Below are 15,492 nucleotides of genomic sequence, written 5' to 3' on the forward strand. Positions count from 1 at the left end.
TGGCCTCGAGCATCGTTGTGCCTCAGGTCGTCCCGGTGACGGTGATGCTGTGCCACCCGCTGGCGCCGTCGGGGATCGGGTCCGCCCGCTCCTCCGTCTGCACGACGCCGTCGCCGTCCGTCGCCCGGACGGTGAGGGTGTGGCGGCCCTCGGTCAGCTCGTAGGGGAAGCGCCACTGCACCCAGGTGTCGTCGTCGTAGCGCTCGCCCAGCTCGGCCTCGGCCCAGTCCCCGTCGTCGACGCGGACCTCGACCTTGGCGACGCCCCGGCCCTGCGCCCAGGCGGTGCCGCCGGCGACCGCGGCGCCCACCGCGGCCCGGGACAGCGGCGTGGGCACCTCGATCCGGCTCGCCGTCTTGATGACGCCGGTCTCGGACCAGCCGCGGTCGGTCCAGTAGGCGGTGCGGTCGGCGTACCGCGTCACCTCGAGGTCGACGACCCACTTGGTCGCCGAGACGAAGCCGTAGAGACCGGGGACGACCATCCGCACGGGGAAGCCGTGCTCGGTCGGCAGCGGCTGCCCGTCCATGCCGAAGGCCAGCAGCGCGCCCACCCCGGCGTCCGTGAGGGCGCCGAGCGGCGTGGACGCCGTCCACCCGTCGCTGCTCGTGGAGAGCACCATGTCGGCCCCGTCGACGGGCCGGGCGCGCTCGAGCAGGAGGTGCAGGGGCAGGCCGAGCCAGCGGGCGTTGCCGGCGAGCCGGCCCCCGACCTCGTTGGAGACGCAGGTGAGGGTCGTCCACTGCTCGACGAGGTCGCCGAGCTCGCCGCCGACGAGCTCGTCGTAGGTGATCTCCACCTCCTCCTCGACCATGCCGTGGATCCGGAGGGTCCACGTGGCCGGGTCCACCTGCGGGACGCTGAGGGCCGTGTCGATCCGGTAGAAGTCCGCGACCGGCGTGCTCCAGGGGCCGACGCCCTCGACGCCGACGTCGACGCCCGCCGGCACCGGTGCCGCCGCGACGGCGGGGGCCGGCAGACGCAGGGCGGACCGGGCGGCGGCGACGCCGCGGCTTGCGACGCCGAGGGCCCGGCCGCCCGCGAAGGCGACGCCGGCGATGGCCCCGGTGGCGCCGACCGCGGCGAGGAAGGCGCGGCGTCCGGCCCCGTCCGGGTCCTGGCCGCGCCGACCCGCCTCCTCGACGCGGCCGAGGCGCGCGACGAGGGCCCGCAGCGCAAGGACCCCGGCCAGCGCGCCGGCGGCGCTGGGGAGGACCGACAGCGGCGCGGCGTCGGGCCGGCTCAGGGCGGCGGCCACGCCGGCCGCGCCGAGGACGAGGACGACGAGGTCCCCGAGCACCTGGCGGCGTCGGGCGAGGAGCCCCGCCGCGGCGGCGAGGGCGCCGAGGACGAGGCCGATGCCCACGAAGAGCGCGACCTTGTCGTTCGTGCCGAAGAGGCTGATCGCGCCCTCCTTGAGCCACGCCGGCGTGACGTCGACGAAGGCGGCGCCGACGGCGAGCACGGGCGCGGCGGTGGGGGCGACGAGCCCGGCCACCACCTCGGCGACGCCGAGCGTGAGCGCCGCGGACGCGAGTCCGGCCAGCGCGGCGAGCAGGCCCGCGCCCGGCCCGCGGCGGCGCCCGGGGGCGGCCTCGGGGCGGGTGGTCCTCGGTGCGACGGTGCTCATGCCCCTCCTTCGTCCCCGGGCCCGCGACGGATGGTCACGGGGCGGCCGGACCGCCCGTCCGGGCGCCGGGCCCGGTGCCCGCGAGGTGCCCCGGCAGGACGGCCGCGAGCGCGCCGAAGGCCAGGGCGCGGTGCGACACCCGGTTCTTCTCCGCGGCGTCGAGCTCGGCCACCGTGCGCCCGTCGGGCAGCCGCAGCACCGGGTCGTAGCCGAAGCCGCCCGTGCCCCGGGGCTCGCGGGCGAGCACCCCCTCCAGCCGCCCGTGGTGCACGTCCTCGAGGCCGCCGGGAAGGACGAGCGCGGCCGCGCAGACGAAGGCGGCGCCGCGGGCCTCGTCCGGCACGTCGGCCAGCTGGGCGAGGAGCAGCGCGGTGTTCGCGTCGTCGTCGCCGTGCCGCCCGGACCATCGGGCGCTGAAGATGCCCGGTGCGCCGCCGAGGACGTCGACGGCCAGGCCCGAGTCGTCGGCGAGCGCGGGCAGGCCGGTGGCCGCGCAGGCGGCGCGGGCCTTGAGCAGCGCGTTGGCCGCGAAGGTGGTCCCGCTCTCGACGACGTCCGGGGTCGCGGGCAGGCGCGGGTGGTCCAGCGGCAGCAGCTCGAGGTCCGGCAGCGCCGCCCGCAGGAGGGCCTCGAGCTCGCGGGTCTTGCCGGCGTTGCGGGTGGCGAGGACCGCCGTCGTCACGCGGCACCCCCGGCGTCGGGCGCCAGGTCGGCCGTCGTCACCGTCGTCCCGCGCGGGGCCGCGAGGGCCGCGGCCTGCAGGCGGGTGAGGTCGGCGCAGCCGCCGAGCGCGAGGTCGAGGAGGGCGTCCAGCTCGGCGCGGTCGAAGGGCGTGCCCTCGGCGGTGCCCTGGACCTCGACGAGCCGGCCGTCGCCCGTGGCGACGACGTTCATGTCCGTCCCGGCGGCGACGTCCTCGACGTAGTCGAGGTCGAGGACCGGCCGGCCGTCGACGATGCCGACGCTCACTGCGGACACGTTGCCGCGCAGCGGGTCCCGCTTGACGATGCCCTGCTCGCGGGCCCACCCGACGGCCTCGGCCAGCGCCGTCCACGCGCCCGTGACGGCAGCGGTGCGGGTGCCGCCGTCGGCCTGGAGGACGTCGCAGTCGAGCACCACGGTGCTCTCCCCCAGCGCCCGGGTGTCGACGACGGCCCGCAGCGACCGCCCGACGAGGCGGGAGATCTCGTGCGTGCGCCCGCCGACCTTGCCGCGCACCGACTCCCGGTCGCTCCGGGTGCTCGTCGAGCGCGGGAGCATCGCGTACTCCGCGGTCACCCAGCCCTCGCCGGAGCCCTTGCGCCAGCGCGGCACGCCCTCGGTGAGGGAGGCCGTGCAGAGGACGCGGGTGTCGCCGAACTCGACGAGGACGCTGCCCTCCCCCGCGCGCTGCCAGCCGCGGGTCAGGCGCAGCGGGCGCATCCGGTCGGGGGCACGTCCGTCGTGGCGGGCCGGGGCCGTGGGGCTGCTCATGCCGCGAGACTACGGCGCCCTCCCGCGCCCCTCCCGGGCCTCCGACGGCGGCTCAGACCTCGACGACCTGGCCCGGACGCACCACCTCGGCGGGCGGCGCGCCGCCCACGGCGACGGCCTCCGCGAGCGCGACGGCGGGGTCGTTCCACGGCGGCAGGTGGGTCAGCAGGAGACGGGCGGCCCCGGCGTCGCGCGCGACCTCGGCCGCGCGTCGTCCGGTGAGGTGGACGCCGCGCAGGTCGTCGCGTCCCTCGACGAAGGCGGCCTCGGCGAGCAGGACGTCCGCGCCGCGGGCCAGCTCGACGACGGCGTCGCACGCGTCCGTGTCCCCCGTGTAGACGAGCACCCGGCCCGTCGCGACCTCGGTGAGGCGGATGCCGTACGCCTCCACCGGGTGCAGCGCGGGCCCCACCTCGACCCGCCACGGCCCGAGCGCCACCGGCTCGTCCACGCGCCAGGGCCGGACGTCGAGCCGCCCGCCCAGCCCCTCGCCGACCTCGGCGCCGTAGGCCGCCGCGAGGTGCTCGGCCGTCCCGGCCGGACCGTGCACGGGCAGCCGGCCCGCCCCCGGCGGCCGGCGCGGGTCGTAGGCGCGGGCGACGTAGAGCCCGCAGAGGTCGAGGCAGTGGTCGGCGTGCAGGTGGGAGAGGAGGACGGCGTCGAGGGCGTGCAGGTCGGCGTGGCGCTGCAGCGGCCCCAGGGCCCCGCTGCCGAGGTCGAGCAGCACCCGCCACGGCCGCGTGCCGCCGCTCCCGTCCGGGCCGTCGGCCTCCACGAGGTAGCACGACGCCGCCGAGCCCGGGCCGGGCACGGACCCCGAGCACCCGACGACCGTCAGCCGCACGGCGTCGCCCCCGGGACCGGGCCGCCGCGGCGCGTGCTCACCGCGGGGCCGCCGCGAGGAGCCCCGCGCTCTCGGCGAGGGCCACCTCGGGTCCGAGGAAGCGGCGGGCCAGCGCCGTGAAGGTCTCGGGGTCCCCGGTCGTGAGGAAGCGGTGACGGGGCGGCGGGCCCCCGGCTGGCCGCTCGAGCCCCCGCTCGACGAGCGTGCGGTAGACCTCCTGCGCCGTCTCCTCGGCGCTGCTGACGAGCACCACCTGCGGGCCCATGACGAGGGAGAGCACGCCCGTGAGCAGCGGGTAGTGCGTGCAGCCGAGCACGAGGACGTCGACCTCGGCCTCCTGCAGGGGCGCCAGCGCGCGGCGGGCCTCGGCCAGCAGGTCCGGCCCCGTCGTGACGCCCGCCTCGACGAACTCGACGAAGCGCGGCACGGCCTGCGTGCTGACCCGCAGCAGCGGCGCGGCGGCGAAGGCGTCCTCGTAGGCCCGCGAGGTGGCGGTGGCCTGCGTGCAGATGACGCCGACGCGGCCGGAGCGCGTCGTCGCCGAGGCGCGGCGGACGGCGGGCCGGATGACCTCGACCACCGGGACGTCGTAGCGCTCGCGCGCGTCGTGGAGGACGGCGGCGCTGGCGGAGTTGCAGGCGATGACGAGCATCTTCACGCCGCGGTCGACCATCTCGTCGAGGCACTCGAGGGCGTACCGGCGCACCTCGGCGATGGGCCGCGGGCCGTACGGCTGGCGCGCCGTGTCGCCGACGTAGAGGACCGCCTCGTCGGGGAGCTGGTCGAGCACGGCGCGGGCCACGGTGAGGCCGCCGAAGCCGGAGTCGAAGATGCCGATCGGGTCGTCCGCCACGCGGGGCAGCGTAGGCGCGGGCGACGACGACGCCCCCGCCCGGCACGCCCCGGGAGGGGCCCGCGGACGTGCCGTTCGTCACGTCGTCCGGTCAGCCGCGTCCGGTCCCCCGCCCCCGCCGGCCCTCCGCGGGGAGGGCGTCGAGCAGGACGTCGGTGAGGCCCTCCTGCATCCACGTGAGGAAGTCGTAGACGCCGGCCGTCCAGGCCACGGGGTCGTCCGCGTCGGCCTCCTCGGCGCGCAGCGCCACGAGCGCCGCGTCGTCGTCGGTCTCGAGGCCCAGACGGGCCGCGAGGACGAGCCGCACGTCCGTGAGCGCCCGCACCCAGGCCTGCGCCTCGTGGTCGTCGAGCAGGAGGGGGGCCGGGCGCCGCAGGGTGGCCGCGGCCCGGCGCAGCCCCTGCTGCTTGCGGGCCGCGAGACCCTCCTGCGTGAAGCGGCGGAAGTCGGACGCCGCCTCGTCGTCGTCCGTGCTGGCCGGCGGCAGGAGCCGGGCGACGGCCGGGTCCTGCGGCGGCCCGGGCGGCTCGGCGGTCAGCTGGCGCTCGAGGGCGGCGAGCGGGTCGGCGGGGACGGCGCCGTCGGCCGCGTCCGGTCCGGCGCCGGCCGCCTCGTCGAGCATCCCGGCCACGTCCTCGAAGAGGCCCACGAGGAGCTCGACCTCGCCGGGCTCGAGGCCGGCGGTCACGCCGCGGCGGGTTCGGCGGAAGCGTCGGGCCATGGCGGCATCCTCCCCCGCGCGGGCGGGCGGCGTCGCCCCGCCCGCGGCGGGGGCGACCCCTCAGGAGTCGTGGGAGAAGGTCGCCCAGAGGCCGAACCCGTGCAGCGCCTCGACGTCGCGCTCCATCTCCTCCAGCGAGCCGCTGGAGACGACGGCCCGGCCCTTGGTGTGCACGTCCTGCATGAGCTCCTCGGCCCTGGCCCGCGGGTAGCCGAAGTAGCTCTGGAAGACGTAGGTGACGTACGACATGAGGTTGACCGGGTCGTTCCACACGATGGTCACCCAGGGCTGCTCGGTGGCCGGCGCCTCGGCGGACGCGGGCCGCTCGGCCTCGACGGGCGCGGTGGTGACGACCCAGCCGGCGGTCGCCGCGGCCGCCCCGGCCCCTCGCGTGGTCACGCCGTCACTGTAGGCGCGGCGCGGGACGACGCCCCCGCGCCGGGAGCCCGTCGCGGCGCCCGCCCGCGGTCGCGGCCGCCGGCGTCGCGGGCCGCTGCGGCGGGGCGGCCGTATGGTCGCCGCCGTGGGCTCCGCCGCGCTGTACACCGACCGCTACGAGCTGACGATGCTGACGGCCGCGCTGGCCGACGGCACCGCGGACCGGCGGTGCGTCTTCGAGGTCTTCGCCCGCCGTCTGCCCGACGGCCGGCGCTACGGGGTCGTCGCCGGCACCGGGCGGCTGCTCGAGCAGCTCGCCGACCTCCGCTTCGACGAGGACGACGTCGCCTGGCTGCAGGCCGAGGGGGTCGTCGACGCGCGGACGGCGGACCACCTGCGCGGCTGGCGCTTCCGCGGGTCCGTGGAGGGCTACCCGGAGGGCGAGGTGTACGTCCCCGGCTCGCCGCTGCTCACGGTGCGCGGCACCTTCGCCGAGGCGGTGCTCCTCGAGACCCTCGTGCTGTCCGTCCTCAACCACGACAGCGCCGTGGCCGCGGCGGCCTCGCGCATGACGAGCGCCGCCGACGGCCGGCCCTGCCTGGAGATGGGGTCCCGCCGCACCCACGAGGAGGCGGCCGTCGCCGCGGCGCGGGCCGCGGCGGTCGCGGGCTTCTCGGCGACGTCGAACCTCGCGGCGGGCCGCCGCTACGGCATCCCGACCGTCGGCACGGCGGCGCACGCCTTCACCCTCCTCCACGACGACGAGGACGCCGCCTTCCGCTCGCAGCTCGCGGCGCAGGGGGCCGGGACGACGTTGCTCGTCGACACCTACGACGTCGAGGCGGCCGTCGCCCGGGCCGTGGCGCTGGCGGGGCCGGACCTCGGGGCCGTGCGGCTGGACTCCGGCGACCTCGGGGAGCTCGCCACCCAGGTGAGGGCGCAGCTCGACGCGCTCGGTGCCTCCCGGACGCGTGTCGTCGTCACGAGCGACCTCGACGAGTTCGCCGTCGCCGCCCTCGCCGCGGCGCCGGTCGACGGCTACGGCGTGGGCACGAGCCTCGTCACCGGCAGCGGCGCGCCGACGGCCGGGCTCGTCTACAAGCTCGTCGCCCGCGAGGACGCCTCGGGCGCGATGCGCGGCGTCGCCAAGGCCAGCCCCGGCAAGTCGACCGTCGCGGGCGCCAAACGCGCCTGGCGCGAGATGGACGGCGACGCGGCGGTCGCCGAGGTCCTCGTCGTCGAGGGGTCCGCGGCCGACGACGGCGCGCCCGTGCCCGGCGCCCGGCCGCTCCAGGTGCCGCTCGTCAGCGACGGCGTCGTCGTCGCCGGCGGCACCACGGGCGCCGACGGCGTGCGCCGCGCCGCGGCCCGCCACGAGGCCTCGCGCGCCGAGCTCCCCGCCCAGGCCCGCCGTCTCGGGCGCGGCGAGCCCTGCCTGCCGACCGAGGTGCGCAGCGCCGCGCCGTCCCGCTGACCCCGCCCCGTCCGCGCGCCCGAGGAGGACCCGTGACCACCACCGCCGAGACCGACGCCGCCGTCCCGCCTGCCCGGGCGCGCGCGCTCGTCGTCGTCGACGTCCAGGTCGACTTCTGCGAGGGCGGCTCGCTGGCCGTCGAGGGCGGTGCGGGCGTCGCCGCCGCCGTCACCCGCCACGCCCGCGAGCGCGCGGACGACTACGCCGCCGTGGTCGCCACGCAGGACTGGCACGTGGACCCGGGGGACCACTTCAGCGACACCCCCGACTACGTCCGCAGCTGGCCGGTGCACTGCGTCGCCGGCACCGCGGGGGCGCAGGCGCACCCGGCGTTCGACCTCGGCGTCGCGCAGGAGGTGTTCCGCAAGGGCGCCTTCGAGGCCGCCTACTCCGGCTTCGAGGGCGCCGCCGAGGACGGCACGTCGCTCGCGGACTGGTTGCGGGAGAAGGCGGTCGGCGAGGTCGACGTGGTCGGCATCGCCACCGACCACTGCGTCCGGGCGACGGCGCTCGACGCGGCGGCCGCCGGCTTCGGGGTGCGCGTGCTCCTGCCGCTCGTCGCCGGGGTCTCCCCCGCGACGACGGAGGCCGCCCTGGCGGAGCTGCGGGCGGCCGGCGTCGAGCTCGTCGGCTGACGCCTCAGGCCCCCACCTGCCGGCGCACCGCCTCGACGTCCACGAGGGACCGGACGTCGGCCACGCGCCCACCGGCGTACCGGTAGAAGACGTGCTCGCCGAAGACCACCCGGCGGCCGTCGACGGCGACGCCGAAGAGCTCCCCCACCGGTGGCAGTCGAAGGCCAGCCGCACGGCCACGACGTCGCCGGACGCGACGACGTCCTCGGCCACGAACCGCAGGTCCGGGATCGCCGCGACGTCGCGCTCGAGCATGCGCCGGTAGCCCGCCAGGCCCAGCGGCCGGTCGTCGTGCCGCACGTCGTCCGCGACGTGGTGCCCGAGCTCGTCCCACCGGCGCGCGTTCAGGCAGTCGAGGTAGGCGGCGTACGCCGACGTCAGGTCCACGGCCCCTCCTGAGGTCCCGGGCCCGGCGCGGTGCCGGGTCCGACGGACGGCATGGTCCCCGGCCCGGGACCATGCCGTCCGTCGGGCTCGACGGCCAGGCGTCGTTCAGCCGCCGACGAGCGCCCGGGCGAGCGCCGGGTCGAGGTCCGGGGAGGCCAGGACGTGGAGCCGCTGGGTCGGGCGGGTCATGGCGACGTAGAGGTCGTGGGCCCCTGCCCGCGGGTCCTCGCCCTCCGGGCCGTCGAGCAGCTCGGCGGGCTCGACGAGCACCACGCTGTCGAACTCCAGGCCCTTGGAGTCGGCGACCGCCATGACGACGACCGGGTCCTCCAGCGCCGTCGCGCCGGTCGACACCGTCAGCGGGGCGCCGTCGGGGCCGGTCACCCGGCCGACGAGCGCGGCCGCCACCTCCTGCACCCGGGCGGGCGGCACGAGGACGGCGAGCCGCCCGCCGCGCGCACGGGCGGCCTCGTCGACGACGACGTCGCGCAGCAGCGCCTCGCGCGCCGCGCCGGGGGCGGGCAGCTCGGTGAGCACGGGCGGCCCCTCCCCCTCGCGCACGGAGTCCGGCGTCCGCCCGGGCGCGCCCGTCACGGCGAGGACGGCCGCCGCCGCGTCCATGACCTGGCGCGGCGTCCGGTAGTTGACCGTCAGCTCCTCGAGCCGCCACCGGCCCTCGGCGAAGGGGTCCAGCGCCTCGCCCCAGGCGGAGGCCCCTGCGGCGGAACGCGTCTGGGCGAGGTCGCCGACGACCGTCATCGATCGGCTCGGGCACCGGCGGACGAGCAGCCGCCACATGAGCGGCGAGAGCTCCTGCGCCTCGTCGACGACGACGTGGCCGAAGACCCACGTCCGGTCTCCCGCCGCCCGCTCGGCGACCGTGAGCGACGGGCCGCCGCCGTCGACGTTGCGCTCGGCCAGGTCCTCCGCGCTCGCGACGTAGCCCTCGACCGCCGTCGTGCCGGCGCCCGACTCGATGACGTCCTGCGCGTAGGCGAGGGCCTCCTCGCGGGCCTTCTCGGACGCCCGGGCCGAGCGGGCCGCGTCGCCGTGCGCGTCGTCGCCGAGCAGCTCGGCGGCCTCGTCGAGCAGGGGGACGTCGTCGACGGTCCAGGGCGCGTCCACGGACCGCGCGAGCAGCGCCCGCTCGGCGTCGGTGAAGATCCCCTCCGACGCCTCGAGCAGCCGGTGCGGCCGCGTCAGCAGGTCCCCCAGCAGCTTCTGCGGCGACATCGGCATCCACGCGAGGTTGAGCGTCACCCGGACGTCGCGCGAGGCCCGCAGGTCCGCGACGACGGCCGGCCGGTCCTCGGCCTCCAGCTTGTTGCCCTGCGCCCGCCCCACCGCGTCCGCGAGGTGCAGGAGCAGCTCCTTGACGAAGCCCGCGCGCGCGTCGTTGTGCGGCTCGCCCCCGGCGCGGGCGCGGTCGCGGGCCCGCGCGACGACGCGCGGCTGCAGGGTGACGGTCGTGCCCTCGACGTCGAGGCGCTGCGGGCCCGCGGGCACGCGCTGCCGGGCCGCGACGGCGCGGGGCAGGACCGCGAGCCAGCGCTCGTCGCCCTTGAGGCGCGCCACGGCGGGACGGTCGGTCGCGCGCGCGTCGACGCCCGGGAAGAGCCGTCCCGCCGTAGAGGTGAGGACGCCGTTCTCGCCCAGCGACGGCAGCACCTGCTCGATGTAACGGAGGAAGACCGGGCTGGGCCCCACGACGAGGACGCCGCTGCGCGCCAGGCGGTCCCGGTGGGCGTAGAGCAGGTAGGCGGCGCGGTGCAGCGCCACGGCCGTCTTGCCCGTGCCGGGACCGCCCTGGACGACGAGGACGCCCTTGGCGTCGGCGCGGATGACGGCGTCCTGCTCCGCCTGGATCGTCGCGACGATGTCGCCCATCCGCCCGGTGCGCTGCGCGCCGAGGGCCGCCATGAGCGCCCCCTCGCCGCCGAGCGCGGTGAGGCCGCGGGCCTCCACGCCCTCGGCGTCGAGGACGTCGTCCTCGAGCGTCGCCACGTCCCGGCCCCGCAGGGACAGGTGCCGCCGGCGCGCGACGCCGGCCGGGCGCGCGGCCGTCGCCTGGTAGAAGGGCTCGGACGCCGGCGCGCGCCAGTCCACGAGCAGCCGGTCCTGCGCCTCGTCGGCGAGGCCGAGGCGGCCGACGTAGCGCGTCTCGCCGTCGCCCATGTCGAGACGGCCGAACACGAGGCGGTCCTCGACGGCCTGCAGCTGGGCCAGCCGCGCCTCGTGCAGCGCGGCGAAGGCGTCGCGCTCGGACCGGTTCTGGTGGGTGCCCGTCGACTCGGACCGGTGGACGGCCGCGAGCTCGTCCGCCGTGCGGCGGCGCAGGTCGTCGAGGCGCGCGTAGCGCGCGGCCACCGCCGTCTGCTCGGCGGCGGTCTCCCGCTCCCGGTCCGCCTCGGCGGGGGCAGCGGTGCTGGGCGTCGCGTCGGTCGTCATGGCTCCTGGCCGGTGCGTCGGGCGGGCGGGCGGTGGTGCGGGCGGGGCCTGGGGGCGCTCGTGATCGGTCAGCCGACGTCGAGCGCGAGCAGGTCGTCCTCGGTCTCGCGGCGCACGAGGACCCGCGAGGTGCCGTCGGCCACGGCGACGACCGGCGGCCGCGGCACGTGGTTGTACTGGCTGGCGAGGCTGCGGCAGTACGCGCCCGTCCCCGGGACGGCGACGAGGTCCCCGTGCCCGAGGTCGGCCGGGAGGAACTCGTCCATGACGACGACGTCGCCGCTCTCGCAGTGCTTCCCGACGACGCGGGACAGGACCGGCGGGGCGTCGGAGCGGCGGGACGCGAGCGTCGCGGAGTAGTCGGCCGCGTAGAGGGCGGTGCGGACGTTGTCGCTCATGCCGCCGTCGACGGCCACGTAGCGGCGGGTGCCGCCGTCGTCGAGGGCGACGTCCTTCGTCGTGCCGGCCGTGTAGAGCGTGAAGGTGCTGGGGCCGACCACGGCCCGGCCGGGCTCGACGCTGATGCGCGGCACCTCGACGCCCTCGCCCGCGCACGCGGCCCGGACCACGCGGGCCATGCCGGCGGCGAGGTCGGCGGGCCCCATCGGGCGGTGCTGCGTCGTGTACGCCATGCCGAAGCCGCCGCCGAGGTCCATCTCCGGCAGCCGCACGCCGTGCTCGCGCTGCACCGTGGCGTGCAGGCGGACGAGACGCCGGGCGGCCACCTCGAAGCCCTCGACGTCGAAGATCTGCGAGCCGATGTGGCTGTGCAGCCCCCGCAGGTCCAGCTCGGGGCGGGCGAGGACGGCGGCGACGGCGCGGGCCGCCTCCCCCGTCGCCAGCGAGACGCCGAACTTCTGGTCCTCGTGCGCCGTCGCGATGTAGGAGTGCGTGTGGGCCTCGACGCCGACGGTCACGCGGACCATGACGGGGGCGCGCACCCCGAGCCGGGCCGCGACGTCGGCCACCCGGTCGACCTCGGGCAGCGAGTCGACGACGACCCGGCCGACGCCCGCCGCGAGCGCCCGCTCCACCTCGGCGTCGGACTTGTTGTTGCCGTGCAGCGCCATCCGCGCGGGGTCGACGCCGGCGCGCAGGCCGACGGCGAGCTCGCCGCCCGTGCAGGTCTCGAGGAGCATCCCCTCCTCGGCCACCCAGCGGGCCACGGCCGTGCAGAGGAACGCCTTGCCGGCGTAGTAGACGTCCGCGCCGCCGCAGAGGTCGGCGAAGGCGTCGTCGAAGGCCGTGACGAAGCCTCGCGCGCGCGCCCGCAGGTCCGCCTCGTCGACGACGTAGGCGGGCGTCCCGTGCTCGGCGGCCAGCCGCACGACGTCGACGCCGCCCACCTCGAGGGCGCCGTCGGCGCCCCGGCGGACGGTGCGCGCCCACAGCGGCTCGACGAGCGTGTTGACGTCCGCGGGCACCGCGAGCCAGCCCGGGCCGCCGTAGCCGTCGGCGTGGAGCGCGCCGGCCTCGTGCGCGCGCAGGGCGGGGCTCACATGCGCTCCGGCGCGCTCACGCCCACGAGGGCCAGCCCGGAGGCCAGCACCGTCCGGACCGCCTCGGCCAGCCACAGGCGCGTGCGGTGCTCGTCGCCCACCGGCTCGTCGCCCAGCGGCGTGACCCGGCGCTCGTCGTACCACTTGTGGAAGGTGCCGGCGAGGACCTCGAGGTGGCGGGTGACGCGGTGGGGCTCGCGCAGCTCGGCGGCCTGCTCGACGACCCGCGGGTGCTCGGCGAGCGCCGCGAGGACAGCCTGCTCCGTGGGGTGGTCGAGCAGCGACGGGTCGAAGCCGTCCTCCCGGCGCACCCCGGCCGCCTCGGCGTTACGGGCGACGCCGCAGGTGCGGGCGTGCGCGTACTGCACGTAGAAGACGGGGTTCTCGGCCGTGCGGCGGGTGAGGACGTCGAGGTCGACGTCGATCGACGAGTCGGTCGAGCTGCGGGTCAGCGCGTACCGCGCGGCGTCGACGCCGACGGCCTCGACGAGGTCCTGCATCGTCACGACGGTGCCGTTGCGCTTGCTCATGCGCAGCGGCTGCCCGTCGCGGACGAGGTTGACCATCTGGCCGATGAGGACCTCCACGACGGCGGGGTCGTCGCCGAAGGCCGCCGCCGCGGCCTTGAGGCGGCTGACGTACCCGTGGTGGTCGGCGCCGAGCATGTAGATGCAGAGGTCCGCGCCGCGGGAGCGCTTGTCCCGCAGGTAGGCCAGGTCGCCGGCGACGTAGGCGGGCTTCCCGTCGGACTTGATGACGACGCGGTCCTTGTCGTCGCCGTGGTCGGTCGAGCGCAGCCACCACGCGCCGTCGGCCTCGTACAGGGCCCCGCTGCCGCGCAGCTCGGCCAGCGCCTTCTCGACGGCGCCGGAGGCGTGGAGCGAGTCCTCGTGGAACCAGACGTCGAAGTCGACGCCGAAGTCGTGCAGGTCCCGCTTGATCTCGTCGAACATCAGCGCGACGCCGTCCGCGCGGAAGACCTCCTGCGCCTCGGCGTCGGGGAGGGCGAGGACGTCGACGCCCCGCTCCCGCGCGTCCGCGAGCACGCGGTCGGCGATGTCGCCGACGTACGCGCCGCCGTAGCCGTCCTCGGGGGCGGCCTCGCCGCGGGCCCGGGCGAGGAGCGAGCGGGCGAAGCGGTCGATCTGCGCGCCGTGGTCGTTGAAGTAGTACTCGCGGACCACCTCGGCGCCCGTGGCCGCGAGGACGCGCGCGAGGGCGTCCCCGACGGCGGCCCACCGGGTCCCGCCGAGGTGGATGGGCCCCGTGGGGTTGGCCGAGACGAACTCGAGGTTGACGTGGAGGCCGGCACGGCGGTCGCTCGTCCCGTAGGCCGCACCCGCCTCGACGACGGTGCGCGCGAGGGCCCCGGCCGCGGAGGCGTCGACGACGACGTTGAGGAAGCCGGGCCCGGCGACGTCGACGCCTGCGACGCCGTCCACGGCGGCGAGCCGCCCGGCGAGCGCGGTGGCGAGCCCCCGGGGCGGCGCCCCGGCCTTCTTGGCCAGCTGGAGGGCGACGTTGGTGGCCCAGTCCCCGTGCTCCCGGCTGCGCGGCCGCTCGACGCGGACATCGTCGGGCAGGTCCGCGACGGCGAGGGACCCGACGGCGGGGTCGCCGGCCTCGACGGCCTCGACGAGGCAGCGGCGGATCGCGGCGGAGAGCTCGGCGGGAGTCACGGGGGTCGAGTCTAGGAGCCGCGGGGGTGGGTCCCGGACGCGGTCCGGGTGCCGGGCAGGACCCTCGCCGGACGTCCTCGTCCGTGCGGCCGGCCCTGCTGGTGGTGCCCCCGGCAGGATTCGAACCTGCGCCCCCGCCTCCGGAGGGCGGTGCTCTATCCCCTGAGCTACGGGGGCCGTCGGTCCGGGCTCGTGCCCGACGGACCGGGAGGAACGCTACCGCACGGCGGGAGGAGGTCGTCCCGCGCCCGACGGCGGCGGGAGGTCGGCGGCGGGTCGGGCGGCCGACGGGCCCCCGGTCAGGCCGCCGGGACGCCCGTCTGCGCGGCGACGCCCTCGACGTGCTCCCAGTGCCACGGCTCCGTGGGGCCCGAGCCGCCCGGCTGCGCCCACGTCGGGTTCTCCCAGCCGAAGGACGGGGCGTGCTCGCGCATCCAGGCGTACCGCTCCCCCGACCCCGTGCTGACGCCGCTGCCGAGGTCGACGGCGAGGCCCCAGCCGTGGTCGCTCGTGCCCGGCTCGGCGGCGAAGCCGGGCCGCTCCGCGGCGACGGCGTGCTGCTCGGCGAGCGAGCGGTAGCCGTCGGTGAGGGCGAGCCGCTCGCCGAAGCGCTCCTCGAAGGCCGCCGACAGCTCGACGAAGGACAGCGCGACGTCGGCGCGCAAGCCCTCGTCGTCCCAGAGCGCGCAGACGGCGTCGGCGGGCAGCTGCCCGTTGGGCGCCGAGGTCGTGCCGTCGGGGAGGACGCCGCTGCAGCCCGGGAGCGCGGAGCGCTCCTCGCTCCGGCTCACGCGGTCGGCCATGGCGCCCGCCGCGGCCACGCGGGACGCCAGCTCGGCCTCCGCCGCCTCGCGGGCGGCGGTGTCGGCCGCGCGCTGCTCGCGGGACGCCGCGGCCTCGTCGGCGAGCCGCCGGACCTCCGCGGCCCGCGCCGCCCGGCCCTCCTCCTCCTGCGCGACGACGAGCGCGGTGGCGGCGACGTCGGCCCGCTCGCGGTCCGCGGCGGCGACCGCCTGCAGCGCCGGCACGGTGATCGGCAGCACGAGCACCGCGACGCCGAGGGCGCCGGCCGCCGCCACCGGGGCGCGCCGCGGGCGACGCGCGGCGCGCAGCCGGGCCGCCTCGGCCTCGCGACGGGCCCGGCGCGAGCCCGGCGCCGCCGGGGCCGGGGCGGTCACCGGTCCGCGGCCGGCGGCGCGGTGGGCACCGCCGCGCACGCGGGTCGCGGGGCGGTCGGCGGGCTCGGGCAGGCTCGCGGGAGCGGTCACGGGCGTCCTCCGGGCGGTGCCGTCGGACGACGGCGCACGCGGGCAGGCCGACGTCGTCGGCCGGTCGTGGCGGGACCCTCCGGCGCCCCGCGCAGCGGCGGGGGGCCTTCCCGGCACGGGCCGGAGGGCGGCCCGGCGTCACGACGACGGGCTCGAGGTCACGAGACCGTAACGCCGCGGTGACCGGTACACCAAATCCGCAC

At 78.0% G+C, this 15,492-nt stretch carries 14 protein-coding genes, 1 tRNA gene and 1 pseudogene; 2 read left to right on the top strand and 14 right to left on the bottom strand.

Annotated features, from left to right (window positions below; genetic code table 11):
* Positions 1-22 precede the first annotated feature (22 nt).
* The 7 genes from EDC03_RS03015 to clpS all read right to left on the bottom strand — a co-directional run bounded on the left by EDC03_RS03015 (position 23) and on the right by clpS (position 5,920).
* The gene (locus EDC03_RS03015) at positions 23-1,630 is read right to left on the bottom strand and encodes a molybdopterin-dependent oxidoreductase (protein ID WP_123378650.1); all 1,608 of its coding nucleotides are present in this window, start codon (positions 1,628-1,630) and stop codon (positions 23-25) included.
* A gap of 34 nt (positions 1,631-1,664) precedes the next feature.
* Positions 1,665-2,312 (bottom strand): RdgB/HAM1 family non-canonical purine NTP pyrophosphatase, encoded by a 648-nt coding sequence (rdgB, locus tag EDC03_RS03020; protein WP_123378651.1) that lies wholly within the window; start codon positions 2,310-2,312, stop codon positions 1,665-1,667.
* Positions 2,309-3,103, bottom strand: coding sequence for a ribonuclease PH (gene rph, locus EDC03_RS03025; protein ID WP_123378652.1), 795 nt, complete (start codon positions 3,101-3,103; stop codon positions 2,309-2,311). Before rph ends, rdgB begins: the two co-directional genes overlap by 4 nt.
* A gap of 52 nt (positions 3,104-3,155) precedes the next feature.
* Positions 3,156-3,947: an MBL fold metallo-hydrolase gene (locus tag EDC03_RS03030; protein ID WP_123378653.1), complete on the bottom strand. Its 792-nt coding sequence runs from the start codon at positions 3,945-3,947 to the stop codon at positions 3,156-3,158.
* Between the two features lie 37 nt (positions 3,948-3,984).
* A complete protein-coding gene (gene murI / locus EDC03_RS03035) occupies positions 3,985-4,800 on the bottom strand; it encodes a glutamate racemase (protein ID WP_123378654.1) in 816 nt (271 codons plus the stop codon).
* 91 nt (positions 4,801-4,891) lie between these two features.
* Positions 4,892-5,521 carry a DUF2017 domain-containing protein gene (locus EDC03_RS03040; protein WP_123378655.1) on the bottom strand — a complete coding sequence of 210 codons (630 nt, stop codon included), beginning with the start codon at positions 5,519-5,521 and terminating at the stop codon, positions 4,892-4,894.
* Positions 5,522-5,581: 60 nt separating this feature from the next.
* A complete protein-coding gene (gene clpS / locus EDC03_RS03045; protein ID WP_123378656.1) occupies positions 5,582-5,920 on the bottom strand; it encodes an ATP-dependent Clp protease adapter ClpS in 339 nt (112 codons plus the stop codon).
* A 112-nt stretch (positions 5,921-6,032) separates the two neighbouring features.
* Here clpS and EDC03_RS03050 point away from each other — a divergent pair, with 112 nt between their 5' ends.
* Both EDC03_RS03050 and EDC03_RS03055 read left to right on the top strand, forming a co-directional pair.
* On the top strand, positions 6,033-7,373 hold the full coding sequence (locus tag EDC03_RS03050) for a nicotinate phosphoribosyltransferase (protein ID WP_123378657.1): 1,341 nt from the start codon (positions 6,033-6,035) through the stop codon (positions 7,371-7,373).
* Positions 7,374-7,405: 32 nt separating this feature from the next.
* The gene (locus EDC03_RS03055) at positions 7,406-8,008 is read left to right on the top strand and encodes an isochorismatase family protein (RefSeq protein WP_123378658.1); all 603 of its coding nucleotides are present in this window, start codon (positions 7,406-7,408) and stop codon (positions 8,006-8,008) included.
* A gap of 4 nt (positions 8,009-8,012) precedes the next feature.
* Here the strand turns inward: EDC03_RS03055 and EDC03_RS17765 are convergent, their stop codons facing one another.
* The 7 genes and pseudogenes from EDC03_RS17765 to EDC03_RS03085 all read right to left on the bottom strand — a co-directional run bounded on the left by EDC03_RS17765 (position 8,013) and on the right by EDC03_RS03085 (position 15,289).
* Complete coding sequence (locus EDC03_RS17765; protein WP_199719869.1) at positions 8,013-8,156, bottom strand: ester cyclase; 144 nt, start codon at positions 8,154-8,156, stop codon at positions 8,013-8,015.
* 38 nt (positions 8,157-8,194) lie between these two features.
* A pseudogene (locus EDC03_RS18535) lies at positions 8,195-8,395 on the bottom strand (ester cyclase); the annotation flags it as partial.
* Positions 8,396-8,500: 105 nt separating this feature from the next.
* Positions 8,501-10,843: a HelD family protein gene (locus tag EDC03_RS03065; RefSeq protein ID WP_123378659.1), complete on the bottom strand. Its 2,343-nt coding sequence runs from the start codon at positions 10,841-10,843 to the stop codon at positions 8,501-8,503.
* A 68-nt stretch (positions 10,844-10,911) separates the two neighbouring features.
* A complete protein-coding gene (gene lysA / locus EDC03_RS03070) occupies positions 10,912-12,330 on the bottom strand; it encodes a diaminopimelate decarboxylase (protein ID WP_123378809.1) in 1,419 nt (472 codons plus the stop codon).
* An 8-nt stretch (positions 12,331-12,338) separates the two neighbouring features.
* The gene (gene argS, locus EDC03_RS03075; RefSeq protein WP_123378660.1) at positions 12,339-14,021 is read right to left on the bottom strand and encodes an arginine--tRNA ligase; all 1,683 of its coding nucleotides are present in this window, start codon (positions 14,019-14,021) and stop codon (positions 12,339-12,341) included.
* Positions 14,022-14,123: 102 nt separating this feature from the next.
* Positions 14,124-14,198: transfer RNA gene (locus EDC03_RS03080), tRNA-Arg, on the bottom strand.
* A gap of 122 nt (positions 14,199-14,320) precedes the next feature.
* A complete protein-coding gene (locus EDC03_RS03085; RefSeq protein WP_123378661.1) occupies positions 14,321-15,289 on the bottom strand; it encodes a M15 family metallopeptidase in 969 nt (322 codons plus the stop codon).
* Positions 15,290-15,492: the final 203 nt, after the last annotated feature.

The sequence above is a fragment of the Pseudokineococcus lusitanus genome, from assembly GCF_003751265.1.
Lineage (GTDB): Bacteria > Actinomycetota > Actinomycetes > Actinomycetales > Quadrisphaeraceae > Pseudokineococcus > Pseudokineococcus lusitanus.